This is a genomic window from Pectobacterium sp. HCp5_1, assembly GCF_032905925.1.
Lineage (GTDB): Bacteria > Pseudomonadota > Gammaproteobacteria > Enterobacterales > Enterobacteriaceae > Pectobacterium > Pectobacterium brasiliense_A.
Map to the genome: position 1 here is coordinate 26,266 of NZ_JAUMIO010000014.1, position 23,766 is coordinate 50,031.

Genomic DNA, 23,766 nt, shown 5'->3' on the forward strand with positions numbered 1-23,766 from the left:
GGAAAAGAGAGGAGCGAAACGATGACCCATCCGATATCAATGGGAAAGGGAGAGGTTCGCGCTACGGTTGAACCGCTGGGCTGGGAGAACGAATTCTTCCAGATTGACAGCGGTAAGCTGAATTTTTCGCCTTCTGCGCCTGCGTTGACGCTCGATGCGCTGAACGCATTTACGCCGACGCAGGCTAAAATCGCAGCGGACAACCTGGTGCTGGCAGATGCGCTTGCCGATCTTGGGTTTCGATTGGTTGAAGGCGAGGTCGATCTCAGTCTGCCGCTCCAACGGACGACGGTTGTTACGCCGCCACCGCGCTGGCGGGAAGCTACACCCGACGATATCCCTGCACTAAGGGACGCGGCGTCACGTGTTTTTGCGCTGAGCCGTTTTCGTTCTCCTTGGTATCAACCGGAGGATAGCGGGCGTTTCTATGCGCAGTGGATTGAGAATGCCGTACGCGGTACGTTCGACCACTGTTGTTTGCTGGTGGAAGATGCCGCGGGCAATCCACAAGGGTGGGTCACGCTGCGCAGAGTGAATGACTCGGATGCCCGTATCGGTCTACTGGGCGTTTGGCCGGGCGTTACGGTACGTGGCATCGGTTCACAGCTGATGGCGCTGGCGGAAGCGTGGTGCCGACAACAAGAGTTGATATGTCTTCGGGTCGCGACACAGGTTAGCAACGTGGCGGCGCTTCGTCTTTATCTTCGCCGTGGTGCCACGATTGAGAGCACGGCGTATTGGTTATACAGGTGATCACATGATTCCATTTAATGCGCCACCAGTTGTGGGTACAGAACTAGATTATATGCAGGCTGCCATGAGCAGCGGTAAATTGTGCGGCGATGGTGGGTTTACCCGTCGCTGTCAGCAGTGGCTGGAACATTATTCCGGTAGCAAAAAAGTCCTGCTCACGCCTTCCTGCACCGCTTCGTTGGAGATGGCCGCTATCCTGCTGGACGTGAAGCCCGGCGATGAAGTGATCATGCCGAGCTATACCTTCGTGTCTACCGCTAACGCCTTTGTGCTGCGCGGTGCGAAGATCGTGTTTGTCGATATCCGCCCGGATACCATGAACATTGATGAGACGAAGATCGAAGCGGCCATTACGGAAAAGACGCGCATTATCGTGCCAGTTCACTACGCAGGTGTAGCTTGCGAGATGGACGCGATTATGGCACTGGCGAAGAAATACGATTTATATGTCGTGGAAGATGCCGCGCAGGGCGTGATGTCGAGCTACAAAGGCCGCGTTCTGGGCTCTATCGGCCACATCGGCTGCTTCAGCTTTCACGAAACCAAGAACTACACCTCGGGCGGCGAGGGCGGAGCCACGTTGATTAATGACGCAAGGCTGGTGGAGCGTGCGGAAATCATCCGTGAAAAAGGCACCAACCGCAGCCAGTTCTTCCGTGGGCAGGTGGATAAATACACCTGGCGGGATATTGGTTCAAGCTACCTGATGGCAGATATTCAGGCTGCCTACCTCTGGGCACAGCTGGAAGCGGCGCGGCCGATCAACGAACGCCGTCTGAAACTGTGGCAGAACTACTACGCGGCATTCAAATCGCTGGCCGATGCCGGGCGTATTACCCTGCCGACCGTGCCTGCCAATGGAATTCACAACGCGCACATGTTTTATATCAAACTGCGCGATCAAGACGACCGCAGTGCGTTTATCAATTACATGAAAGAAGCCGAAATCATGACGGTCTTTCATTATATCCCGCTGCACAGTTGCCCGGCCGGTCTGAACTTCGGTTGTTTCTCCGGTGAAGACCGCTACACCACGCAGGAAAGCGAGCGGCTGGTGCGTTTACCGCTGTTCTACAACCTGTCAGACGTCAATCAGCGGACGGTGATCAATACCATTCTGAGCTTCTTCTCCTGATATGTCGTTGGCGAAAGCATCGATATGGACGGCAGGATCCACGCTGATAAAAATCGGCGCGGGGCTGGTTGTCGTCAAACTGTTGGCGGTTGCCTTTGGCCCCAGCGGCGTGGGGATGGCAGGGAATTTCCGCCAGTTGATTACGGTGTTGGGCGTATTAGCTGGCGCAGGGATCTTCAACGGCGTCACCAAATACGTGGCGGAGTACCAGCAACAGCCGGAACGGCTCAGGCCGCTGCTCGGTACGTCAGTTACGCTGGTGCTGGGGTTCTCCACGCTGTTGGCGATTCTTTTTCTTTCCGCAGCAACGCCTCTCGCCAATCTGCTGTTTGGGCATGATGACTATCGTGATGTGGTGCGTGCGCTGGCATTTATCCAAATGGGTATCGCCTATGCCAACCTGTTTCTGGCGATTCTCAAGGGCTATCGGGATGCGATAGGCAATGCGCTAGCTGTGATCGGCGGCAGCCTGATCGGGCTGGCGGCCTTTTGGCTCTGCCTGCAACTGGGCGGCTATGTTGGCGCACTGGCAGGGCTGGCGCTGGTGCCCGCGCTGCTGGTGATTCCAGCAGGTATCATGCTATATCGGCGCACTCCGCTGTCGCTGATATCGCTAAAACCAGCGTGGGATCGCGCAATTGCCGGGCAGTTGGGCAAATTTACGCTGATGGCGTTAATGACGGCGGTGACGCTACCCGTTGCGTACATCATGATGCGTAACCTGCTGGCGGCACACTACAGCTGGGACGAAGTGGGTATTTGGCAGGGCGTCAGCAGTATTTCCGATGCTTACCTGCAATTTATTACCGCCTCCTTTACCGTGTATTTGTTGCCGACACTCTCGCGTCTGACGGATAAAGCTGCGTTGTCGCAGGAGATTGTTCGCTCACTGAAATTTGTGCTGCCCGTTGTGGCAGGCGTCAGCTTTTGTGTGTGGCTGCTGCGAGATTTTGCCATCTGGCTGCTGTTCTCCAGCGAGTTCACGGCAATGCGAGATCTCTTCGTTTGGCAATTGGTAGGCGATGTAATGAAAGTGGGCGCTTACGTCTTTGGCTATCTGGTCATTGCGAAAGCGGCATTGCGCTTTTATCTGCTCACGGAAGTGAGCCAGTTTCTCCTGCTGACCGGTTTTTCCCACTGGCTGATTCCGCTTTATGGCGCACAAGGTGCGGCACAGGCCTATATGGCAACCTACCTGGTCTATTTTTTGCTTTGTTGTTGCGTATTCATTATTTACCGTAGGCGAGCATGACGACACTGATTCATGTATTGGGATCTGACATCCCGCATCATAACCAGACCGTTTTACGTTTTTTTAACGACGTACTGGCGACGGAACTCCCCGAGCAGCAGATTCGGCATTTTATCGTGGCGTCCCGCGACGGCATTTCATCGGCTGATTTCCCCGCGCTGCGTATCGAAACCTGCGTGGATAAGAAAACGCTGGCTGAGGCAGTCATTGCCAGAGCCAAAGCGAACCGCAAGATGCGCTTTTTCCTGCATGGGCAATTTAATCCCATGCTGTGGCTGGCGTTGCTGAGCGGAAAAATCAAATCCGAGCAGGTTTACTGGCACGTCTGGGGCGCGGATTTGTATGAAGAGGCGAGCAGCCTGAAATATCGCCTGTTTTATCTGCTGCGGCGTATGGCGCAAAAGCGTGTCGGACACGTGTTTGCCACGCGTGGCGATCTGGCGTGGTATCAGCAGCGCTCACCTCGCGTGCCGACGTCATTGCTGTACTTCCCAACGCGAATGGATCCGGCGCTCACGGGTATGCAGGTGGATAAACCGCTGGCAGGGCCGATGACGATTCTGGTCGGCAATTCTGGCGATCGCACGAATCGCCATCAGGAAGCGCTGCGGGCGATTCACAAGCAGTTCGGTAAAAACGTGCGGGTCGTTGTACCGATGGGCTATCCCGCGAATAACGAATCCTACATCGCGCAGGTGGAAAAGGACGGTTTGGCGCTGTTCGGCGTGAAAAATTTCCAACTGCTGAAAGACCAACTGGCGTTTGATGATTATCTCAACATGTTGCGCACCTGCGATTTGGGCTATTTTATTTTCGATCGCCAGCAGGGAATCGGGACGTTATGCCTGCTGATTCAGTTTGGTGTGCCGTTCGTGATCAGCCGACAAAATCCGTTCTGGCAGGATCTGACGGAACAAGGGCTGCCCGTACTGTTTTACGGTGACGAATTGGATGAAGCGCTGGTGCGTGAAGCGCAGCGCCAACTGGCGTCAGTCGATAAGCAACAGATTGCGTTCTTTAATCCTAATTATCTGCAAGGCTGGCGCGATGCGCTGGCGTTGGCGACGGGAGAACCAACATGACGCTGGGGCAATTTGGTGGGCTGTTTGTCGTCTACCTGATTTCAGTCATCTTTATCCTGAGCCTGACCTGGATGGAGTTCCGGCGGGTGCGTTTTAATTTTAACGTGCTGTTTTCCCTGCTCTATTTGTTGACGTTCTATTTTGGTTTTCCGTTTACCTGCGTGCTGGTGTTCCGGTTTGGCGTTGAAGTGGTTCCCGTGCAGTTCCTGCTTCAGGCGATGCTGTCTGCGACGGCGTTCTATGCGATCTATTACGTCAGCTATAAGACGCGGCTACGTCAGAAAACCTCCGCGCCACGTGCGCCACTTCTGACGGTGAACCGGGTTGAAGCCAATCTGACCTGGCTGCTGTTGGCGCTGATTGCCGTTGCCACCGTCGGTATTTTCTTCCTCAACAATGGCTTTTTGTTGTTTAAGCTGCGTTCTTACAGCCAGATATTCTCTAGCGATGTATCCGGCGTGGCGTTGAAACGCTTTTTCTACTTCTTCATTCCGGCAATGCTGGTGGTGTATTTCCTGCGTCAGACGCAACGTGCGTGGATAATGTTCCTCATCGGAACGGTCGCGTTTGGGATGCTGACGTATGTGATTGTTGGCGGAACGCGTGCGAATGTGATTATCGCCTTCGCTCTATTTCTGTTTATTGGCATTGTGCGCGGCTGGATTACGCTCTGGATGCTGGTTGCGGCTGGTGCGTTCGGGATTGTCGGGATGTTCTGGCTGGCGCTGAAGCGCTATGGATTGGACGTCAGCGGTGATTACGCCTTTTATACGTTCCTCTATTTAACCCGTGACACCTTCTCGCCTTGGGAAAATCTGGCGCTGCTGTGGCAGAACTACGACAAGATTGAATTCCAGGGGCTGGCACCGATTGCCCGTGATTTCTACGTCTTTATTCCCTCCTGGCTATGGCCGGACCGCCCTAATTTGGTGTTAAACAGTGCGAACTATTTTACCTGGGAAGTGTTGAATAACCGCTCTGGGCTGGCAATTTCCCCCACGCTGTTGGGTTCGCTGGTGGTGATGGGCGGGGTGCTGTTTATCCCACTTGGCGCGATTGCGGTAGGGCTGGTTATCAAGTGGTTCGACTGGGTGTACGAGTTAGGGAAGAACGACAGCAATCGCTATAAGGCCGCTATTTTACAGGCGTTCTGCTTCGGGGCGGTGTTCAATATTATTGTGCTGACGCGTGAAGGCGTCGATTCTTTTGTTTCACGTGTGGTGTTTTTCTGTCTGGTATTTGGTCTGTGTCTGTTGGTTGCCAAACTGCTCTATTGGCTGCTGGAAAGCGCCGGACTCATCCGGCAGCGTCTGATGCGTATGCGAGCCACGCCGATCGCGCCGACACCCAACACCGTGGATCCTGTGATAAAGGAGCAGGTATGACAGCGTTAAAAACCACAGAGACCATTCCTCTGTATACCATTCGTGGTTTGCCCATTCACGGCTTTCGCAATATGGCGCAGTTTGTTGATTACCTGTTTACGGGCGAGCGGGTTGAAACAGGCACGCTCGTCGCGATTAATGCTGAGAAAGTGCTGACGGCGGAAAAAGACGTGGCGCTGCGTGCGCTGCTCGATCGCGCAGAGTACAAGTATGCGGACGGCATCAGCATCGTGCGCTCCATTCGGCGCAAATACCCGCAGGCTGACGTCACGCGGATTGCAGGCGCCGATCTGTGGGAAGCGCTAATGGCACGAGCGGGCAAGGAGGGAACGCCGGTTTTTCTGGTGGGCGGCAAACCTGATGTGTTAGCACAAACGGAAGCGAAACTGCGGGCGCAGTGGAACGTGAATATTGTCGGCAGTCAGGATGGCTATTTTGCGCCAGAGCAGCGCGATGCCCTGTTCGAACGTATCCGCGCCAGCGGTGCGCAAATTGTTACCGTCGCGATGGGGTCGCCACGACAGGAAATCCTGATGCGCGACTGTCGTCACCACTACCCCGATGCGCTGTATATGGGCGTGGGCGGAACGTATGACGTCTTTACCGGGCATGTGAAGCGTGCCCCGCTCGTGTGGCAAAACTTAGGACTGGAATGGCTGTATCGTTTGCTGTCCCAGCCGAGCCGTATTTTTCGGCAGTTTAAGCTGTTGAAATATGTCGCCTACCACTACAGCGGTCGCCTGTAACTTCTTTAATATCGATACGCGGATGCCTTTACTGGTCGGTATCGGCTTTTTAGCCGTGGTCAGCCTGTGTTATTTCGCGCTGGGACTGGGTAAAAAAACGTCGCTGACAGGGAGTAAGTCGTAGTATTTGGGGGCGGGAAGGGCGGAACTGTGTGTTATTTAGCTTTGAATGAGCAAATCCTAATCAAACGCATCATTTCGATAAAAAAGCACTAGACAGCCAGTCGCTAAGCCCGTAATATCCCGCCCCGCAACGGCGCTAAGCGCCCGTAGCTCAGCTGGATAGAGCGCTGCCCTCCGGAGGCAGAGGTCTCAGGTTCGAATCCTGTCGGGCGCACCATTATATTTTATATGAAGTATGTTGTGTGCAAGAGCTGCGGTGGTACACTTTTCTTCCTAAAGAAAGTATCCCGTAAAAAGGAAGTACCGCGTAATAAGTAGTTGATGTAAAGTGTGGTGATGGTGGCTATAGCTCAGTTGGTAGAGCCCTGGATTGTGATTCCAGTTGTCGTGGGTTCGAGTCCCATTAGCCACCCCAGATTTTGCATATATAGTTAGTTGATTGACAGTTTGTGAGTTATGCGAAGGTGGCGGAATTGGTAGACGCGCTAGCTTCAGGTGTTAGTGTTCTTACGGACGTGAGGGTTCAAGTCCCTCTCTTCGCACCACACAAACAAGAACATCAGTGATGTTCAAAAAATGCAGTACATTCGGCGAGTAGCGCAGCTTGGTAGCGCAACTGGTTTGGGACCAGTGGGTCGGAGGTTCGAATCCTCTCTCGCCGACCAATTAAAAAGAAAAGCACATCAAAAGATGTGCTTTTTTTTCGCCTGCAATTTGCCTACTCTGGCGAAAGCCTTGCCGAATTCATTAACCCGACAAGACGTTGTTGTTCCCTGCGATATCGTGCGTTACAGCGCGTAATGCACAGGTGCCAGCGCGCTGCTATCGATACTTTCTCGCATTGATTTCAGTGTGGTACCAAAAGGACACAGCGTGCCTTTTTCCGTCTGCTGGCAGCCCTGAGAGGTCAATTCTTCTTTCAGTAACGGCTGCCGATCGTCAAGCGACGTCAGTGAACGGGTCTGATCCAGCGATTGTGTCTGGAAATAGATACGCAAAAAACGCTGCTGAGTGGTGGTATCGCGCCAGCGTTCGAATACCAGACTTCCCGCGGGCGGAATGTTATCGGCAGTGTCACCGGGTAGCTGCCAATGAAACTGCAACAGCGTGCGCAGATAGGCGATGTTGGTGTCGTGAGCGACATACAGCAAGTAAGGGGCTGACGGCGGCTCCCCTTGTGCGGTGTCCTGCGCTTCCTGCGTCCCCTGTGCCAGAGCCTGGGCGATTTGCTGCATGAATAGCGAACCGCCGCGCTGTGCGATATAGGGAACATCATTGGTGAAGTCGTATTTAGCCGTCATCGGCGCCATCAATGGGATGAGATCCTGTGCGTTGCTGACGTGACCAAAAGCGACCTGCGCCTGCGGCAGATTCTCGCTGTATTCCAGCAGGAAAACCTCGCTCATATTCGCCAGCGTATTCAGGCCGCTGATGGAAGTCGAACCGTCTTTATCCTGTTTTATCGCCCACGGTTTATCAAACACCGGGCACGGCTTATCCGTTTCGCATACGACCTGCTTCAATAGCTCGATACTGGGCTTAAGACGCTCATAGGCGATATTCAAATCACCACCCATGGCTTTCAGCACCGCAGCCTTTGCCCGTTCTGAGTCAAGCGTGCCAATGCCCATTTTGTCCCCGTGGAACAGTGGATCCTGTTTTTCATCCTCAACGGCATGCGTCATAACGCCGCAGCCGGGAAACATGCCATCCATATAGGCTTGTGCAGTTGCGCGGGTGCGTTGTAACGGGCTGGCGAGCACATAAATTTGTTGTTCCGTTGGACAACCTGACGCGAACAGATGCTGTTGACGGTAATACTCGGCCTCATAGCGGCCTTTTAGCACGGTGGCAGCATAGCCGTGTCCGGTTAATTCACCCTCGCGTGTGACCCACTGCGGCCACTCTCGTGCCGTGCCGGACTCCAGCGCCGTGGTGTTGGATTCTGTTGGAGGACGTACGCCATGACGGCTGACTTCAACGACCTTTTCCAGCTGGTAGCGATCCTGCGCCTGGGCCAGAGTAGAGAATGAAGAAATAATGATCATGGTAATCAATAAGCTACGGGGAGTACGTAATGTCGTGTGGGAAAGCATGATAATCCTTCGTCAGCGGTCATACGGATAAGGAGTTTCATTGTAGGTAGAGGAAAGTGACGAATGGGCTTTTCTGCTTGGGAGAGAGTGTTAGCGAACATTTCTACATGCATAGTTTGCAATCAAACTTTTTGATCTAAGATAGATCCCAAAGGTATAAAGCGCATAATTTCCGCATGTTATATTTTTAAAAATTAAAAAGACGACATAAATCCCGCCTAATAAATCCAACACTAACGAGTTAACTATGGCATCACATCTTATTGATTTTCTTCTTATAGGGAATAATTTTGGCACGCCTGAAATGCGCGGCGTCTGGTCCGAGCATAACCGCCTGACTAAACAGGTCGAAGTTGAAGTTGCCCTGGCACTTGCCGAGGGTGAACTGGGTGTCATTCCGCTGGATGCGGCAAAAACCATTGCAGAAAACGCTGACGCAAGCGCGCTTAACGTTGAAGAGATTGCAAAAGATGCCGCGCGCATGAAGCACTCTCTGATGCCGACGATTGCCGCGATTCAGAAACAGTGCGGTGCGGCGGGTGAGTTTATTCACTACGGCGTGACTACGCAGGACATCGTTGATACCGCGACGGTGTTACAACTGAAACAATCTTTTGATATTGTCGTCAGAGATACACAACTGCTGGCCGTTGAACTGAAACGTCTGGCAAAGAAACACCAGCATACGCTGATGGCCGGTCGTACCCACGGTATGCAGGCGTTGCCCACCACGTTTGGCTTCAAACTGGCCGTCTGGCTGGATGAATTCATCCGCCACCTCGAACGTCTGGCTGAAATCAAAGAACGTGTTTTAGTCGGCAACATCAACGGTGCCATCTGTACCTATGCTTCTTTTGGCGAACAAGGGCCGGAAATCGAGCGTCTGACGCTGGATAAGCTGGGGCTGAATACGCCGAATATCGGCTGGCAGTCTGCCCGCGATCGTTTCTCCGAATATGCTTCTGTTACGGTTCTGATCAGCGGTACGCTGGGCAAAATCGGTAATGAGCTGTACAACCTGATGCGCACCGAGATTAACGAAATCGAAGAACCGTTCTCTGAAGGGAAAATCGGTTCTACCACGATGCCGCATAAACGTAATCCAGCTGCACTGGAAGGGCTTGCGAGCCTGACGGCTCCGCTGTTTAAGAGCGCTGCACTGATTCATGAGTCGATGAAAGTTGAGCATGAGCGTGATGCGATGAGCTGGCGTGCGGAGTGGATTGCGCTGCCAGAAATCAATATCTATCTGTCCGCTCAGCTTCAGAATGCGCTTGGCATCCTGCGTGGTATGTCCGTCAACGAGAAGCAGATGCTGGCGAACCTCGATCTGCAAAATGGCCTGCTGCTGTCTGAGAAAGTGATGTTCGAGATTGGTAAACGTCTCGGCAAGCAGACTGCTCACCATCTGGTTTACGAATGCTCAATGCAGGCATTCGAGCAGAATCAGTCCTTTAAATCGGTACTGCTGGCTCATCCAGTGCTATCTGAACAGGTGACCGCCGCCGATCTGGACGAATGGCTGAATCCGGCTAACTACGTTGGCAGTGCGCCGCAGAAGGTTGATGACGTGATTCGCTATGCAGATAACTCCGGCCTGCTGCCAGCATAAGGTGACACCATGAGTATCGTATTTCGTCAGGCCACGCTTGCGGATGATGAAACTTTTCTGGCGCTGGCGCTGGCCGCATTTGAGCCGATTCGCCAGTTAGGCATCAATTTTTCCGCCGCCCATGCAGATATCGACATGGTGCGTACGCATATTGCCTCACACGGCGTTTATGTGATGGAAAAAGACGGTGAGATGGTGTCGTCATTTACCATCCGCTATCCGTGGGGGCCTGAGCCGGGCCCGTTCGGTCTACCTCATCTGGGCTGGTTTGCAACGCACCCTGGCTATAAAAAACAGGGACTGGGTAAGCAAATGATGAGCTGGTTGGAGGAAGAAATTCTGATTAACCAGCTCAAAGCGCCTGCCGTGTCGCTTGGCACCGCGCAAAACCACCCGTGGCTGATTGAGATGTACAGAAATTATGGTTTCAAGGAAGTCGGGCAGACGAATCTGGGAAAAGGACACCTGACAATCTGGATGGAAAAAATCCTTGATAACCAATTGTATGACCAGTGGAAAGATAAAAAATCAAAAAGAGAGGCAGTAAAATGATGAAAAAAGTAACGTTGTCTGTTCTGGCGCTGACGACCGCCTTTCTTGTTGCTGGCTGTGATTCTGGGAAGAGCGGCTCTGAGCAGGAAAAAGTATTGAAAGTGGGTTCAACAGGCCAAAGTTATCCAAGTGGCTTCAAGCAGGATAACAAGCTGGTCGGGTTTGACGTTGAAGTCACGGAAGCCATCGCGAAAGATCTTAACTACAAAGTTGAGTGGGTCACCGCAGATTTCAGTGGCCTGATGGGGCAGTTGGAAGCGAACAAGTTGGATACCGTGGCGAACGTGGTAGCGATTACTCCAGCGCGTCAGGAAAAATACAATTTCGCTCAACCGTATAGCTTCTACGGCAGCCAGATTGTGACGCACAAAGACAACACGGACATTAATACACTGGCTGACCTGAAAGGGAAGACGGTTGCCGGGGTTCTGGGTTCGAACCACGTCAACAACCTGAAAAAAGCGTTTGCCGACGGCAGCGTGAATATTCGCACCTATGAAACACGCGATGGCGCGATGAACGATGCGTTGTCTAAGCGCGTTGAAGGCTACGTGAATTCACGTCCGATTCTGTTGGCAGAAATCAATAAGCGTAACCTGCCGTTCAAACTGGTTGGCGAGCCGCTGGTGATTGAAGAAGTGAGCTTCCCGTTCCATAAGGACGAGAAAGGCGATGCGCTGCGTAAGCAGTTCGATGCAGAGTTAACGAAAATGCGTGAAGATGGACGCCTGAAAGCGATCTCCGAAAAATATTTTGGTGAAGACATCACGGTATCACCGGCTAAATAACCTCACACTGTCATCTTGGCCGAGTCATTACGTAACCTGATGATTCGTTATGTCGCCAGATGGCTTGTTATGTAGCCAGATGTTCGTTATATAGCAAATAGTCATAACCCTGTTCCACCGGCGCAATATGGCCGGTGGATGCATTAATGGTATTACTCATGAATATCGATCTTGCCTACCTGTTAAAGGTCTTTCCCCAGGTATTAATGTATTTGCCAACCACGCTGTTCCTCGCCGTGGTTTCGATGTTTTTTGCTATGGTTCTCGGCCTTATCCTGGCGTTAGTCCGTGAAAGCAAGATTGTCGTGGTAGTAAAAATCGTCGAACTGTATATCTCGCTGTTTCGCGGCATTCCGTCGCTGGTTCAGCTGTTTATCATCTACTTCGGCCTGCCGCAGCTATTTCCCGGCTTATCCAATCTGGATGCGATGACGGCCGCGATTATTGGCTTTAGCCTGAAAACGTCCGCCTATATGGCTGAGATTTTCCGTGCGGGCTTGGCCTCGGTGGATTTTGGCCAGACGGAAGCAGGCTTATCCATTGGTATGAGCAAAGCACAGGTCTATCGCCGCATCGTGTTGCCTCAGGCCATGTTGAATGCGCTGCCCGCGACGGGGAACACCTTCATTTCCCTGATTAAAGATACCTCTGTGGCCTTTGCGCTGGGCGTCTCCGAACTGTTCGCGGAAGGCAAGATGATTGCCGCTGAATCTCTGCGTTTCTTTGAGACCTTCCTGGTTGTGGGTCTGATTTACTGGATGGTGATTGTGGTTTACGCCTGGCTGCAAAAACAGCTTGAGAAGAAACTGAATCACTCGCTACAGCGATAAGGGGCTGACATGATCAGTGTAAAGAATCTTTCTAAACGCTTTGGCGATCAGGTGGTGTTGGACAACATTAGTCTGGATATCGCGAAGGGAGAAGTCGTGGCGATTATCGGCCCATCCGGTTCGGGTAAATCCACGCTGTTGCGCTGTCTGAACCTGTTGGAAACGCCAGAGTCGGGCACGATTGAAATTGGCGACCAAACGCTGGATACGCGTCGTTATTCCTCTAAAGAGGCCTATGCGCTGCGTCGTCAGACGGCGATGGTATTCCAGAGTTACAACCTGTTTAAGAACAAGACGGCGCTGGAAAATGTGACGGAAGCGCTGATTGTCGTGAAAAAAATGCCGAAGAAGCAGGCGGACGAAATCGGTCTGGCACTGCTGGAGCAGGTTGGTCTGCTGCCGCAGGCGGCACAGTATCCGGTGACGCTATCCGGCGGGCAGCAGCAGCGCGTGAGTATTGCACGTGCGCTGGCGGTTGATCCGAAGGCGATTTTGTTTGATGAACCGACCTCGGCACTTGACCCGGAAAGGGTACACGAAGTGCTTCAGGTGATTCAGAAGCTGGCGAAAAACGACACCACGATGGTGATCGTCACCCACGAAATGCAGTTTGCGAAAGAAGTGGCTGACCGAGTGATCTTCATGGCGGATGGTCATATCGTTGAGGAAGGTCCGGCGGAGCAGGTTATTAGCTTCTCGGATAACCCGCAAACCCAGCGTTTCCTGCGTCAGTTGACCAAGCTGCCTGAGCCGCTTGAGTACGATATTTAACGCATACGTAGACACACCTGCACGCCTGAACAAGCCTGCCCTGCCAGATAGGGCACGATAATGTGGAGTAAGAATTGATGCAAACCGCACCCCAGCACGAGCCTCTGGCTCAGTTTATTCAGGCATTTCGCCACGATTTACATCGCAATCCTGAGTTGTCGAATCAGGAGTTTGAGACCACGAAGAAGATTCGTGCAGTATTGGAAAAAGAGGGGATTCGCATCCTCGACCTACCGCTGAAAACCGGTCTGGTTGCTGAAGTCGGCGGCTTACAGGATGGTCCACTGGTCGTGGTACGTTCTGATATCGATGCTCTGCCGATTGAAGAAGAGTCTGGTGTAGAATTCACGTCGCTCAACAAAGGGGTGATGCACGCCTGCGGTCATGATTTTCACTCTTCCGCTGCACTTGGCGCGGCGATTCTGCTGAAGAAAATCGAGCCGGAACTGAAAGGCACCGTGCGAATTTTGTTTCAGGCCGCTGAAGAGACTGGGCTGGGCGCACCGGAAGTCATCGCCGTTGGCGCGTTGGACAATGCGGTAGCCATTTTCGGCATTCACAACGATCCGACGCTGCCTGTTGGCGTCATCGGTGGGAAAGACGGTGCATTGACGGCGGGCGTTGACCGCTTTGAGATCAAGATCGCAGCGAAAGGCTGTCACGCTGCGAAGCCGCATGAAGGCAACGATCCGATTATCATTCTGGGTCAGCTGATTTCTGCCGTACAGACCATCATCAGCCGCACGGTATCGTCCGACAACAATGCAGTGGTGTCGATTACTCAGGTGCATAGCGGCAGCACCTGGAACGTTATCCCAGACACGGCCTACGTTGAAGGCACGGTCAGAACGTTCAATCAGGACGCGCGTGATTTGATTGAACAGCGTTTCCGTCAGATCGTTGCAGGTATCGCCAGCACCTTTGGTGCGGAAATTGAGTTCCTGTGGCATGCAGGGCCGCCATCGGTGATCAACACGCCAGAGTGGGTTGAGTTTGCGCTGAATGTGGCGAGTGACGAAGGGTTTGAAGCGCGCCGCGTGGAAGCCAGCCCGATTGGTGAAGATTTCGCATTCTATCAACAAAAATTACCGGGTACGTTCATGATGGTTGGTTCCGGCGGACCGTATGCGCTGCACCACCCAAAATTCCGCGTTGATGACAGCGCGCTGTTCCCGACTGCGCACTATCTTTATCAGGTGGCGAAGCAGAGCTTAGAGCAGTTGTCCTCCCGCTAATCTCCTCTCATTAAGTCAACCCTATCCGCGTCGGTTTCCCGGCGCGGATATTTCCCTTTTTTTAAATTGAATCAGCAGCTTTTATAGGACTGTCGGAAAAACACGACACTCTGGGGGTTCTGCTGTCGCAAAAAAGAGACATTTAACTCATTGATTGTTAATGGTTAATATTTTACCTGACAAAATCGTCTCTGAATGGCGACAGGTTTTGTGAGCGCGATCTCGTTTTTGTCGCCCATCGTGTCTTAGCTTCTCTCACAGCGGGTAAATAAAAATAGTATTTATTATTAGATGTTTACCTCAATTTTATGAAGCTTTGATAATAAAATAATGCATGTTGGCATAATTTATGCTTAAATAAGCAGGTAGATGCTCATTCCACCTTCTATGTTTGCTTCGGCTTCATAATCCTGGGAATGACGCAGAGCCAATTTGAGGTGCCTATCGTCCAACTCCAGATGAAGATGCAAATCTCCATCGGGCCTTCCGGACATAACGTTGAGTGAGGCACCATTCTGTTGTCTGACAGACCTGATATTTTCAACGCTTACCGTTTATCGGTAAGCGTTTTTTTTCGTCTGAGGAAAATGTTCGGTAACGACCTTGTGTCGCGCTATGTAGGACGGGTCACACAAAAGAATAAGGCTCCAAAAGGAGCCTTATGAAACGGTTAGTCGGCAGGCTGCTGTAGCGTGAGCAGTAGCCCTTCGCGCCGCATTTGCGCCGCTTCATCCGGCAGACGCAACCGATCGAGTGCGTCGGCGCGCCAGGCATAATCATACGCGTCTGGGCGGAGCTCCAGCGCGGTGCGGAAAGCATCGCTGGCCTGCTGCCATTCGCCGTGTTTCATCAGCAATTGGCCTAACGTGCTGCTCAACAGCGGCGTTACCCCCTGTTGCTTGATGTACTGGTGCAGCACTTTTTCCAGCTGTTCTGGGTTTCCGGCTTTGAGGCGTGGCATTAGTAGGATCAAGCGTTCGTCATACTGGCGCTTGAGACCGTCGAGAATGATCTTCTGAGCGGTATCATGATCGTCACACTCGATCAGATGCTCAGCCATCGCGACCTGAAGCGGGATTTCATGGCGTACTTTGCGACTCTGATTATTCCACCATGATTTCAGCCCTTCGCTGCCGCCATCCGCCATTGCCTGATTCATCAGACCGATATAGGCCTGCTGTTGCAGATCCAGCAAACGTTCTTCAGGGTACAGGTTGATCTTGCGCATCGCAGGCAGAATATCCAGCAGCGCGCTATAGGCGTGAGTACGCAGGAAAGCCTGCTCCGCTAAACGCAGCACCTCAGGGTGGCGGGGCGCGACCTCCAGCAGTTTGTCGACGCCGTGACGTGCGGCATGATCTTCATTACGCGCTAGCTGAATACGCACGCGCGTAATATCCACCGGAAGCTGATCGGTATCTGCAACCTCGGCGGCACGCTCCAGATATTGCTTGGTGCGGAATTCGTCGCCGCGCTGCTGAGCGGCTTCGGCTGCCAGCAGGTAGTTAACCACGGGCTGCTCGGCATGGTCGGCATTGCGCGTCAGCAGCTTCTCTACCTGTAAATAATCCCCCTCGGCCAGCTTGAGAAGCGCGGCTTTGGTCTGTTTTCTGGCACGAGTGCGTTTGCGGCCAAGGAACCAGCCGCGCGTGCGGGATCCGGTACGAAAGATCCGGCGTAGCACCCATTCCACTGCCAAAAAGGCGAGGAAGAACAGTACCAGCATGATGACCAGACCGGTCACGCTGGTTTGAATGTCATAGTTATCCGTTTGGATCAGGACGTAGCCTTGGTGACCCGCGACGATCGGGCCGATCACCACGCCAGCGATCAGGATCAGGAACAGCAATAAGACTTTTAGCATGCTCATTCCCCTTGCTGTGTGGCTGGCGCCTGAGCCAGTAGGTTACGAACGCGCGTTTGCATCAGTTTTTCCAACAGCGCCTGACTTTGTAGCTCCGTTGGGACATCCAGTGAAACCGACTGCTGGCCTAAGGCATCGAGCTGATCTAAAAAGGCCTGCGTTGTGGGGTCGGTAGTATCGAAGTAGGCGCGAACCCAGGTTGCTGCCGTTTCCAGCGACTGTTTGTACACTTCATTCTGGTGGCGAGGAATGGCCTGTGCGGCAACCAGCAGACGTGAGCGGATATTCTCGCGCAGATACACATCCTGATTCGGTGCCAGCAGCGGTTCGGCGGCGCTGTCGCGGCGGCGAATGGTGATAAAATCAGCCAGAAAATTGTGCCAGCTCTTGCTCAGATTTTGTCGCCACTCGCTCAAGGAAGCGGACAGCTCTGTGCTGTTGGCGTCCATCGGCGCTTCATCGGTGTTGTTATCGGCGAGCTGCAAGTTATCCAACTGATCGGTGAGCTGATTGACTTTCAGGATGATGCCGTCAAAATCGACCTGACTTACGCCTGCCAGCGCCCCGATATCGTGGGTCAGCGCGCGGCGGATTTCTATCAGGCTGGGATCGTTCATTTCCGCCAGACTGGCGTCCGCGCTTTTCAGCAACGCGCCTGCGGTGGTGACGTCTTTGTCGCTCCACAGCTTGCGTCCTGCCAGTTTCACCAGAAAATCTGCCTGAGCGATCAGCCAGGTATTCGTATCATGGCTGGAAAGTGCCGCCAGCTTATCGCGCAGCTCGTCTGACTGACGCGTTAGCGCCTCAAGACGCTGTGCTGCCGTCTCCTGTGCTTTGCTTTGCTGCTGTTGAGCGTCCAGCCACTGCTGCTGCTCTTGCTTATGCTGTTGCTGCAATGTGTTGAACTGCGCTTCCAGACGTTGCAGCGCGGCCGTTTCTTTCTGCGCCTGCTGGTGGCCGTGGTAATACAAGCCTGCGCCTATGGCTAGTGCAATCACAATCGCGATCGCCCCTAGCACGGCACCGCTACGTTTGGGCTGCGGTGCCGGATCCTGCTGCTGATGCGCGGGTTCAACCCGTTCAGCAACCTCGTCGGATGGAGCTGTGGGGGTATTGTGTTCCGTCATAATGGTACATCCCATGATCAGGTTTATTGTAGTGCGCGCACGAGCGCATCGTTATCGGCGTTATCAGCCACTCGGATATCACGCCAGCCAAGCTGACGAGCTTGTTCTGCCAGCCGTTCGCTGACGACGATCAACTGGCAGCCGAGTAACCAGGAAGCCCGATAGTAATCAGGTACTAAAGTATAGATCCGTTGTAGCATTTCTCCGCTGGTGATCACCAGTTTGTCGATGCCTATTTGTTGCCAGTGGCGGCTTTGCTCTAGCCCGTCATAGTGAACGTCTCTGCGCTGATAACATTCACAGTAGGTCATCTGTGCGCCCCGCTCGGTTAACGTTTCCCCCAGCAGTTCCCTGCCGCCGTTGCCGCGCAGTAATAATGCGCGTTTACCGGAAACATCTTGCAGGTCAGGAAGTTGCAGGAGCGTTTCGCTAGTTTCTCGCTCAGGCGGATAGGTTACCGGGTGTGCGCTGATTTTATGCAGCGCCAGCGCGGTGGTACGGCCGATGGCGTAATAAGTGAGATGGGCAGGCCAGCTGATGCCCGTACGTGCCAGCATCGGATCGGCGTAATGAATGGCGTGTTGTGAGAGCGCAAATACCAAATCGTCGGCGCTCAGTGCCTGCAATAGGGCGGGCAGGCTGGCGAGTTCTCGTCCGGGTGAAAACTCGATCAGCGGGCTGTGCCAGGCGTTATAGCCGAGCTTTCTTAAACGGGTCACCAGTTGTTCGCCAGTTGGTGACGGACGGGTAACCAGAATCGTCATGATGAGCTTGACCCTTGATAAACGGCTTGAAGGATGGCGCTGGCCCCTTTGGCTAACAGCTCTTCAGCCAGTGCGATCCCGAGTTGTTCGGCATCGGAGACGTTTCCTTTGCGTTCACCGACGATCATTTGGCTGCCGTCCGGCGCGCCAACCAGCGCACGTAGCCACAGCGTATCGCCTTCCAGTTCAGCGTAGCTGCCAATCGGCACCTGACAGCCGCCTTCAAGGCGTACATTCATGGCGCGTTCAGCCAGTACACGGGCCGCGGTAGCGGGGTGATTGAGTGGGGCAAGAAGCTGACGGACATGTTCGTCATCCAAACGGCATTCGATGCCGATAGCGCCTTGTCCGACGGCTGGCAGAGACTCTTCCGGGCTTAACGCACAGCGGATGCGCGCTTCAAGGCCAAGACGTTTCAGACCCGCGACCGCAAGAATAATGGCGTCATACTCGCCGTTATCCAGTTTTGACAGGCGTGTGCCGACATTACCGCGCAAATCTCGAATCACCAGATCAGGGCGTCGGGCGCGCAGCTGGCACTGACGGCGCAGGCTGGAGGTGCCGACACAGCTGCCTTCCGGTAATTGTTCGAGGCTGTCGTAATGATTGGAAACAAAAGCGTCGCGCGGGTCGTCGCGCTCGCAAATGGTGGTCAGACCGAGGCCTTCTGGGAATTCGACAGGGACATCTTTCATGGAGTGGACGGCAATATCGGCGCGCCCTTCAAGCAGCGCCAACTCCAGTTCTTTAACAAACAATCCTTTACCGCCGACCTTTGCCAGTGGCGTATCGAGGATGATGTCGCCGCGGGTGACCATCGGCACTAGCTCCACGTGTAAATCCGGGTAGAGGTGGTTCAGACACTGCTGAACATATCGTGCTTGCCACAGGGCGAGCGGGCTTTGTCGGGTGGCAATTCTAATAATATTGGCTAACATGCTTGATACCGTTTTTATCATTTTCCGCCATCGTATCATTGATGGTGCGTTGGTGTCAGGTTGTGGGCATTAGCGGTGCGCCTTTTAAAACGGTCTGAAATTCGGGTGCCGCATACATAGATAGGAAGCCGTGCTGATGCAGTCGGGTAGAGAAATTCGTAATAAAGCAAGATAGATAAGTCTAACTTTCTTTACTTTCTTTACGCCCAATCAGCAAGGTGTTAAATTGATCACGTTTCCAGCAATAATTCGCTAAACATTCTTCTAATTTCATCATGCGGATTTGGAACACGGGGTTTTTCTAGGCACTGGGATAAATCAGGCGAAACGTCTTGTACTTCTACATCGAGACTTTGAAGCAAAGACTGGATGCGATCAACCAACTGCGTGTTGACCGTGCTCTGGGAGCAATGAAACCCGCTTTTCAGCAGGTTTACAGTCTTCTGCCCATTTTATTACATCATCATCACCCGTTGATGCCCGGCTACCTTGAAGGCAAGGTGCCTCACGGTATCTGCACTCACACGCCTGATGAAAAGCAGCAACAGTACCTTGATAGCATCGCGTTGCGCTGGGGTCAGTTTGACTGTTCTCATCCGCAGGGTGAACTGCCGATCACGGGCATCTATTCAATGGGAAGCACCTCGTCTATCGGGCAGAGCTGTAGCTCCGATCTCGATATCTGGGTGTGTCACCAATCCTGGCTGGATAGCGAAGAACGCCAACTCCTACAGAAGAAATGTACGCTGCTTGAGCAGTGGGCCGCGGCGCAGGGTGCTGAGGTCAGCTTCTTCCTGATGGATGAAAGCCGTTTCCGCCACAATGAAAGCGGTAGCCTGAGCGGTGAAGACTGCGGCACCATGCAGCACATTCTATTACTCGACGAATTCTACCGTACCGCCGTGCGTATGGCGGGTAAACGTATTCTGTGGAATATGGTGCCGGTCGAGGAAGAATCTCACTACGACGAGTATGTGCTGTCGCTCTACTCGCAAGGGGCACTGGCTCCTAACGAGTGGATGGATTTAGGCGGCCTGAGCACGCTGTCGGCGGAGGAGTATTTCGGCGCGAGTCTCTGGCAGCTCTATAAAAGTATCGATTCCCCCTATAAAGCCGTACTGAAGACGCTGCTGCTGGAAGCCTATTCCTGGGAATACCCGGACACCAGCCTGCTGTCGACCGAAATTAAAAAACGCCTGCATGACGGCGAGATCGTCTCTTTCGGTCTTGATCCTTACTGCATGATGTTGGATCGCGTGACGCACTATCTGACGGCGATCAACGATCCTACGCGCCTCGATCTGGCGCGTCGATGTTTCTACTTAAAAGTCTGTGAAAAGCTCTCCAGAGAAAAAGCCTGTGTCGGTTGGCGTCGTCAGATTCTGAGCCAACTGGTGCAAGAATGGGGCTGGAGCGACGAGCATCTGGCGATGCTGGATAACCGCGCTAACTGGAAAATCGAACAGGTACGCGAAGCACATAATGAGCTGTTGGATGCGATGATGCAGACCTATCGCAACCTGATTCGCTTCGCCCGCCGTAATAATCTGAGCGTCAGCGCCAGCCCGCAGGATATCGGTGTGTTGACCCGTAAACTGTACGCTGCGTTTGAAGCGCTGCCGGGTAAAGTTACCCTGCTGAACCCACAAATTTCGCCCGATTTGTCGGAGCCGAATTTAACCTTTATCTATGTTCCGGCGGGCCGCGCGAACCGTTCTGGCTGGTACCTGTACAATCAGGCACCGTCGATGGATGCGATCGTCAGCCATCAGCCGCTGGAGTATAACCGCTATCTGAACAAGCTGGTGGCGTGGGCGTATTTTAATGGCCTGCTGACGCCAAGCACGCGCCTGTATATTAAAGGCAACGAGCTGTGTGACATCACGCGCCTGCAAGCGCTGGTGGACGACGTAGCCAGCCACTTCCCGCTGCGTCTGCCTGCCCCCACGCCGAAGGCGCTGTACAGCCCGTGTGAAATTCGTCATCTGGCGATTATCGTCAATCTGGAACACGATCCGACGGCGGCCTTCCGCAATCAGGTGGTGCATTTCGATTTCCGTCATCTGGATGTCTTTAGCTTTGGTCAGCAGCAGCAGTGTCTGGTTGGCAGTATCGACCTGCTGTATCGCAACTCGTGGAATGAAGTGCGTACGCTGCATTTCAGCGGCGAGCAGGCGGTGTTGGAAGCGCTGAAAACCATTCTGGGCAAAATGCATCAGGATGCGGCGCTGCCGGAATCACTGGAAGTCTTCTGCTACAGCCAGCACTTGCGCGGGCTGATTCGTACCCGCGTGCAGCAACTGGTGTCCGAATGCATTGAACTGCGCCTGACCAGTACGCGTCAGCAAGAGCCTGGGCGTTTCAAAGCGGTGAAAGTGGCGGGGCAAACCTGGGGCTTGTTCTTCGAGCGGCTGAGTGTATCGGTGCAGAAGCTGGAAAATGCGGTCGAGTTTTATGGCGCGATTTCCAACAACAAACTGCAAGGTCAGCCGGTTCAGGTTGAAACCAACCATGTCCATTTACCGCCAGTGGTCGATGGTGTCGCCAGCGAAGGGATCATCCAGTTCTTCTTTGAAGATCTGACAGAAAATCAGGGCTTTAATATCTATATTCTGGATGAGTCGAATCGCGTCGAGGTGTATCACCATTGTGAAGGCAGTAAAGAAGAGCTGGTGCGTGATGTCAGCCGCTTCTATTCGTCTTCGCACGATCGCTTTACCTACGGCTCCAGCTTTATCAATTTCAACCTGCCGCAGTTCTACCAAATCGTACAGCTGGACGGTCGCACGCAGGTGATCCCGTTCCGCAGCAGCGCACTTTCTCATCTGTGCATTACACCCGCAGTGGATGATGAGGTGATGACGATGAAGCAGCGGCTACAGACTCTATAACGTTCTGGCACTCGGCTTTTAGCGTATTCAGAAAGGGATGTATTGATGGATTCGTTGCAACGCCGAAACCTGATACTGCTGGCGCTCGGACAAGGGCTGACCGGCAGTATTATTTCCCTGATGACGCTGTGTTCCACGCTGGTTGGCGTATTAATGACGCCGGTGCCGCTGTTGACCACGCTGCCAATTACCGCGACGGTGTGCGGCGCGGCGCTCATGATCTACACCGTTTCCTCATTGATGACGAAATATGGCAGGCGCAACGCGTTCATCATCGGCACGCTGCTGGGGCTGGCGGGCGCGCTTTTGGCGGCGCTGGCGATTGTGCTACACAGCTTCTCCCTCTTTGTGTTTTCGACATTTGTTCTGGGGATGTCCTGCGCCTTCAACCAGTATTATCGCTTCGCTGCAGCTGAGATATTTACCGGCGATCAGCAGAAAAATCGGGCGATTTCGTGGGTGATCAGCGGTGGTATCCTCGGTGGTTTTCTCGGTCCGTTTGCGGCTAGCCAGTCTTCTCAACTCTGGGCACCGTACCCGTTTCTTGGCAGCTTTATCGCGGCGGCATTTATCTGCGTTATCACGTCACTGCTGTTGTTTGGTCTTAAACTTCCCCCGATGTCCGTTGCCACGCCCAGTACTCAGCGTAGTGAACCGCTGGCGTCAATCCTGAAAAGCCGGGCATTTGTGTTGGGAACGGCAAGCTGTTCTGTCGGGTTTGTGGTGATGACGCTCTTAATGAATTCTGTGCCGCTGGCGATGCACCAGCACCACTTTTCTGTCAGCCACAGCGCGACGGTGTTGCAATGGCATTTTGTGGCGATGTATGCGCCCGCACTGCTGTTAGTGCTGCTGGCGAAGCGACTGACGCCGATTCAGGTCGTGGTGATTGGCATGGTGTGTAACGTCATCGGGGTGGCAGTCGCGCTGAGCGGTTTGACGTTCTGGCACTTCCTCTTTGCGCTGATGCTGTTCGGCGTCGGGTGGGCGTTTATGTTCAACGGCGGGACATTCATGCTGAACGCGTTTACCCATTCAGTGCATAAATCCCGTTTGCAGGGGATTAACTCGCTGGTGATTTACGTGCCTAACGCGCTGGCTTCGTTGTCTGCCGGTAGCCTGATGGCGCTAACCAGCGGTTGGCCGCTGGTCAATATGGTGGGTATCGGCATGCTGTTGTTGCTGGTTCTGGGGTTGATCATTCTGGGACGGCGCTGATGTGTGGAGCGCCGCGAGACCGTTGAAAAGGCGGTTACCCGAAGTGAACGGTTTCCCCTGCCTGATCCGAGCAGGCTGCTGACAGCAACGCGATAAAATCCTCACCGCTACGATCGCATATCCAGCGTTCCGCCTGACGGTTGAAGTGGTAACCGCCCGTTTTGGTCGCCAGCCAGATTTGGTGCAGCGGTTCCTGCCGATTAATCACGATTTTGCTGCCGTTCTCAAAACTCAGCGTCATCACGCCGCCGTTAGTTTCATAATCGATGTCGGCATCACCCTCAAACCGATCCAGCGTTTCTTCCAACTGAAGCATGAGTTCGTCGGCTAATTGGTGGAACTCGCTATCGTTCATTTTCGATTCCTATTGATTTTCATGATCCACCTGCGATTATAGAGAGCATACGAGTATTAATGACAGGTCTTAACGTGATGAAGAACGTATTTCGCCAGCTTTTTCTGGTGTTAGCCGTAGTGAGTTTATTTGGTTGTGGTCTGAAAGGGCCGCTTTATATGCCTGCCGATGGCAAATCCGGTGCGTCAACGACTCAGCAAAATGAGAACCAGCCGCCGCAAAAGAAAGCGTCAGTACGTCCTTAATGCG

22 protein-coding genes and 4 tRNA genes are annotated in these 23,766 nt (G+C 53.3%); 20 read left to right on the plus strand and 6 right to left on the minus strand.

What is annotated here, in order from left to right; all coding sequences use genetic code 11:
* The first annotated feature begins 21 nt into the window (after positions 1–21).
* From wecD to Q3A88_RS11555, 11 genes are all read left to right on the plus strand, one after another.
* Positions 22–753: a dTDP-4-amino-4,6-dideoxy-D-galactose acyltransferase gene (gene wecD / locus Q3A88_RS11505; protein ID WP_317177943.1), complete on the plus strand. Its 732-nt coding sequence runs from the start codon at positions 22–24 to the stop codon at positions 751–753.
* 4 nt (positions 754–757) lie between these two features.
* Positions 758–1,888, plus strand: coding sequence for a dTDP-4-amino-4,6-dideoxygalactose transaminase (gene rffA, locus Q3A88_RS11510; RefSeq protein WP_039498153.1), 1,131 nt, complete (start codon positions 758–760; stop codon positions 1,886–1,888).
* Between the two features lies 1 nt (position 1,889).
* Positions 1,890–3,140 (plus strand): lipid III flippase WzxE, encoded by a 1,251-nt coding sequence (gene wzxE, locus Q3A88_RS11515; RefSeq protein WP_317177944.1) that lies wholly within the window; start codon positions 1,890–1,892, stop codon positions 3,138–3,140.
* Positions 3,137–4,222: a TDP-N-acetylfucosamine:lipid II N-acetylfucosaminyltransferase gene (locus Q3A88_RS11520; RefSeq protein ID WP_317177945.1), complete on the plus strand. Its 1,086-nt coding sequence runs from the start codon at positions 3,137–3,139 to the stop codon at positions 4,220–4,222. Before wzxE ends, Q3A88_RS11520 begins: the two co-directional genes overlap by 4 nt.
* Complete coding sequence (wzyE, locus tag Q3A88_RS11525; protein WP_039504653.1) at positions 4,219–5,607, plus strand: ECA oligosaccharide polymerase; 1,389 nt, start codon at positions 4,219–4,221, stop codon at positions 5,605–5,607. Before Q3A88_RS11520 ends, wzyE begins: the two co-directional genes overlap by 4 nt.
* Positions 5,604–6,353: a lipopolysaccharide N-acetylmannosaminouronosyltransferase gene (wecG, locus tag Q3A88_RS11530; RefSeq protein WP_039522135.1), complete on the plus strand. Its 750-nt coding sequence runs from the start codon at positions 5,604–5,606 to the stop codon at positions 6,351–6,353. The genes wzyE and wecG overlap by 4 nt, the downstream gene beginning before the upstream one ends.
* Positions 6,322–6,477, plus strand: coding sequence for a hypothetical protein (locus Q3A88_RS11535; RefSeq protein ID WP_317177968.1), 156 nt, complete (start codon positions 6,322–6,324; stop codon positions 6,475–6,477). The genes wecG and Q3A88_RS11535 overlap by 32 nt, the downstream gene beginning before the upstream one ends.
* Positions 6,478–6,616: 139 nt before the next feature.
* Positions 6,617–6,693, plus strand: a tRNA-Arg gene (locus Q3A88_RS11540).
* A gap of 122 nt (positions 6,694–6,815) precedes the next feature.
* Positions 6,816–6,891, plus strand: a tRNA-His gene (locus Q3A88_RS11545).
* A gap of 43 nt (positions 6,892–6,934) precedes the next feature.
* Positions 6,935–7,021, plus strand: a tRNA-Leu gene (locus tag Q3A88_RS11550).
* A gap of 43 nt (positions 7,022–7,064) precedes the next feature.
* Positions 7,065–7,141, plus strand: a tRNA-Pro gene (locus Q3A88_RS11555).
* Positions 7,142–7,264: 123 nt separating this feature from the next.
* Here Q3A88_RS11555 and Q3A88_RS11560 read toward each other — a convergent pair.
* Complete coding sequence (locus Q3A88_RS11560) at positions 7,265–8,572, minus strand: histidine-type phosphatase (protein WP_317177946.1); 1,308 nt, start codon at positions 8,570–8,572, stop codon at positions 7,265–7,267.
* Between the two features lie 247 nt (positions 8,573–8,819).
* Between Q3A88_RS11560 and purB the strand changes: the two genes are divergently transcribed.
* From purB to Q3A88_RS11590, 6 genes are all read left to right on the plus strand, one after another.
* On the plus strand, positions 8,820–10,184 hold the full coding sequence (gene purB / locus Q3A88_RS11565; protein ID WP_048256030.1) for an adenylosuccinate lyase: 1,365 nt from the start codon (positions 8,820–8,822) through the stop codon (positions 10,182–10,184).
* 9 nt (positions 10,185–10,193) lie between these two features.
* Positions 10,194–10,736 carry a GNAT family N-acetyltransferase gene (locus Q3A88_RS11570; RefSeq protein ID WP_010284948.1) on the plus strand — a complete coding sequence of 181 codons (543 nt, stop codon included), beginning with the start codon at positions 10,194–10,196 and terminating at the stop codon, positions 10,734–10,736.
* Positions 10,733–11,524: an amino acid ABC transporter substrate-binding protein gene (locus Q3A88_RS11575; protein ID WP_317177947.1), complete on the plus strand. Its 792-nt coding sequence runs from the start codon at positions 10,733–10,735 to the stop codon at positions 11,522–11,524. The genes Q3A88_RS11570 and Q3A88_RS11575 overlap by 4 nt, the downstream gene beginning before the upstream one ends.
* Positions 11,525–11,682: 158 nt before the next feature.
* Complete coding sequence (locus tag Q3A88_RS11580) at positions 11,683–12,354, plus strand: amino acid ABC transporter permease (protein WP_011095665.1); 672 nt, start codon at positions 11,683–11,685, stop codon at positions 12,352–12,354.
* A 9-nt stretch (positions 12,355–12,363) separates the two neighbouring features.
* Positions 12,364–13,125 (plus strand): amino acid ABC transporter ATP-binding protein, encoded by a 762-nt coding sequence (locus tag Q3A88_RS11585; protein ID WP_010284939.1) that lies wholly within the window; start codon positions 12,364–12,366, stop codon positions 13,123–13,125.
* Positions 13,126–13,202: 77 nt separating this feature from the next.
* Complete coding sequence (locus tag Q3A88_RS11590) at positions 13,203–14,360, plus strand: M20 peptidase aminoacylase family protein (protein WP_180787085.1); 1,158 nt, start codon at positions 13,203–13,205, stop codon at positions 14,358–14,360.
* A gap of 670 nt (positions 14,361–15,030) precedes the next feature.
* On the opposite strand, the gene hemY is transcribed toward Q3A88_RS11590, so the two are convergent.
* From hemY to hemC, 4 genes are read right to left on the minus strand one after another with little or no spacing between them, the layout of a single operon-like run.
* Complete coding sequence (gene hemY / locus Q3A88_RS11595; protein ID WP_317177948.1) at positions 15,031–16,224, minus strand: protoheme IX biogenesis protein HemY; 1,194 nt, start codon at positions 16,222–16,224, stop codon at positions 15,031–15,033.
* A 2-nt stretch (positions 16,225–16,226) separates the two neighbouring features.
* Entirely contained in the window at positions 16,227–17,351 is a 1,125-nt protein-coding gene (hemX, locus tag Q3A88_RS11600; RefSeq protein WP_317177949.1) for a uroporphyrinogen-III C-methyltransferase, read from the minus strand.
* A gap of 23 nt (positions 17,352–17,374) precedes the next feature.
* Entirely contained in the window at positions 17,375–18,115 is a 741-nt protein-coding gene (gene hemD / locus Q3A88_RS11605; protein WP_317177950.1) for a uroporphyrinogen-III synthase, read from the minus strand.
* The gene (hemC, locus tag Q3A88_RS11610) at positions 18,112–19,053 is read right to left on the minus strand and encodes a hydroxymethylbilane synthase (protein ID WP_317177951.1); all 942 of its coding nucleotides are present in this window, start codon (positions 19,051–19,053) and stop codon (positions 18,112–18,114) included. The genes hemD and hemC overlap by 4 nt, the downstream gene beginning before the upstream one ends.
* A 332-nt stretch (positions 19,054–19,385) precedes the next feature.
* On the opposite strand from hemC, the gene Q3A88_RS11615 reads away from it, so the two are divergent.
* Together Q3A88_RS11615 and Q3A88_RS11620 are read left to right on the plus strand one after the other, a co-directional pair.
* Positions 19,386–21,944, plus strand: coding sequence for a class I adenylate cyclase (locus tag Q3A88_RS11615; RefSeq protein WP_110163391.1), 2,559 nt, complete (start codon positions 19,386–19,388; stop codon positions 21,942–21,944).
* 45 nt (positions 21,945–21,989) lie between these two features.
* Positions 21,990–23,162: an MFS transporter gene (locus Q3A88_RS11620; protein ID WP_317177952.1), complete on the plus strand. Its 1,173-nt coding sequence runs from the start codon at positions 21,990–21,992 to the stop codon at positions 23,160–23,162.
* Between the two features lie 34 nt (positions 23,163–23,196).
* Here the strand turns inward: Q3A88_RS11620 and cyaY are convergent, their stop codons facing one another.
* Positions 23,197–23,517, minus strand: a complete 321-nt coding sequence (gene cyaY / locus Q3A88_RS11625) for an iron donor protein CyaY (protein ID WP_317177953.1) — start codon at positions 23,515–23,517, stop codon at positions 23,197–23,199.
* A 59-nt stretch (positions 23,518–23,576) separates the two neighbouring features.
* Between cyaY and lptM the strand changes: the two genes are divergently transcribed.
* Positions 23,577–23,762 carry an LPS translocon maturation chaperone LptM gene (gene lptM, locus Q3A88_RS11630; RefSeq protein ID WP_014916929.1) on the plus strand — a complete coding sequence of 62 codons (186 nt, stop codon included), beginning with the start codon at positions 23,577–23,579 and terminating at the stop codon, positions 23,760–23,762.
* Positions 23,763–23,766: the final 4 nt, after the last annotated feature.

Excerpts from the sequence above, each read along its gene's own strand:
- wecD (WP_317177943.1), top strand. The coding sequence starts at position 22 with ATGACCCATCCGATATCAATGGGAAAGGGAGAGGTTCGCGCTACGGTT.
- rffA (WP_039498153.1), top strand. The coding sequence starts at position 758 with ATGATTCCATTTAATGCGCCACCAGTTGTGGGTACAGAACTAGATTAT.
- wzxE (WP_317177944.1), top strand. The coding sequence starts at position 1,890 with ATGTCGTTGGCGAAAGCATCGATATGGACGGCAGGATCCACGCTGATA.
- Q3A88_RS11520 (WP_317177945.1), top strand. The coding sequence starts at position 3,137 with ATGACGACACTGATTCATGTATTGGGATCTGACATCCCGCATCATAAC.
- wzyE (WP_039504653.1), top strand. The coding sequence starts at position 4,219 with ATGACGCTGGGGCAATTTGGTGGGCTGTTTGTCGTCTACCTGATTTCA.
- wecG (WP_039522135.1), top strand. The coding sequence starts at position 5,604 with ATGACAGCGTTAAAAACCACAGAGACCATTCCTCTGTATACCATTCGT.
- Q3A88_RS11535 (WP_317177968.1), top strand. The coding sequence starts at position 6,322 with ATGTCGCCTACCACTACAGCGGTCGCCTGTAACTTCTTTAATATCGAT.
- Q3A88_RS11560 (WP_317177946.1), bottom strand. The coding sequence starts at position 8,572 with ATGCTTTCCCACACGACATTACGTACTCCCCGTAGCTTATTGATTACC.
- purB (WP_048256030.1), top strand. The coding sequence starts at position 8,820 with ATGGCATCACATCTTATTGATTTTCTTCTTATAGGGAATAATTTTGGC.
- Q3A88_RS11570 (WP_010284948.1), top strand. The coding sequence starts at position 10,194 with ATGAGTATCGTATTTCGTCAGGCCACGCTTGCGGATGATGAAACTTTT.
- Q3A88_RS11575 (WP_317177947.1), top strand. The coding sequence starts at position 10,733 with ATGATGAAAAAAGTAACGTTGTCTGTTCTGGCGCTGACGACCGCCTTT.
- Q3A88_RS11580 (WP_011095665.1), top strand. The coding sequence starts at position 11,683 with ATGAATATCGATCTTGCCTACCTGTTAAAGGTCTTTCCCCAGGTATTA.
- Q3A88_RS11585 (WP_010284939.1), top strand. The coding sequence starts at position 12,364 with ATGATCAGTGTAAAGAATCTTTCTAAACGCTTTGGCGATCAGGTGGTG.
- Q3A88_RS11590 (WP_180787085.1), top strand. The coding sequence starts at position 13,203 with ATGCAAACCGCACCCCAGCACGAGCCTCTGGCTCAGTTTATTCAGGCA.
- hemY (WP_317177948.1), bottom strand. The coding sequence starts at position 16,224 with ATGCTAAAAGTCTTATTGCTGTTCCTGATCCTGATCGCTGGCGTGGTG.
- hemX (WP_317177949.1), bottom strand. The coding sequence starts at position 17,351 with ATGACGGAACACAATACCCCCACAGCTCCATCCGACGAGGTTGCTGAA.
- hemD (WP_317177950.1), bottom strand. The coding sequence starts at position 18,115 with ATGACGATTCTGGTTACCCGTCCGTCACCAACTGGCGAACAACTGGTG.
- hemC (WP_317177951.1), bottom strand. The coding sequence starts at position 19,053 with ATGTTAGCCAATATTATTAGAATTGCCACCCGACAAAGCCCGCTCGCC.
- Q3A88_RS11620 (WP_317177952.1), top strand. The coding sequence starts at position 21,990 with ATGGATTCGTTGCAACGCCGAAACCTGATACTGCTGGCGCTCGGACAA.
- cyaY (WP_317177953.1), bottom strand. The coding sequence starts at position 23,517 with ATGAACGATAGCGAGTTCCACCAATTAGCCGACGAACTCATGCTTCAG.
- lptM (WP_014916929.1), top strand. The coding sequence starts at position 23,577 with ATGACAGGTCTTAACGTGATGAAGAACGTATTTCGCCAGCTTTTTCTG.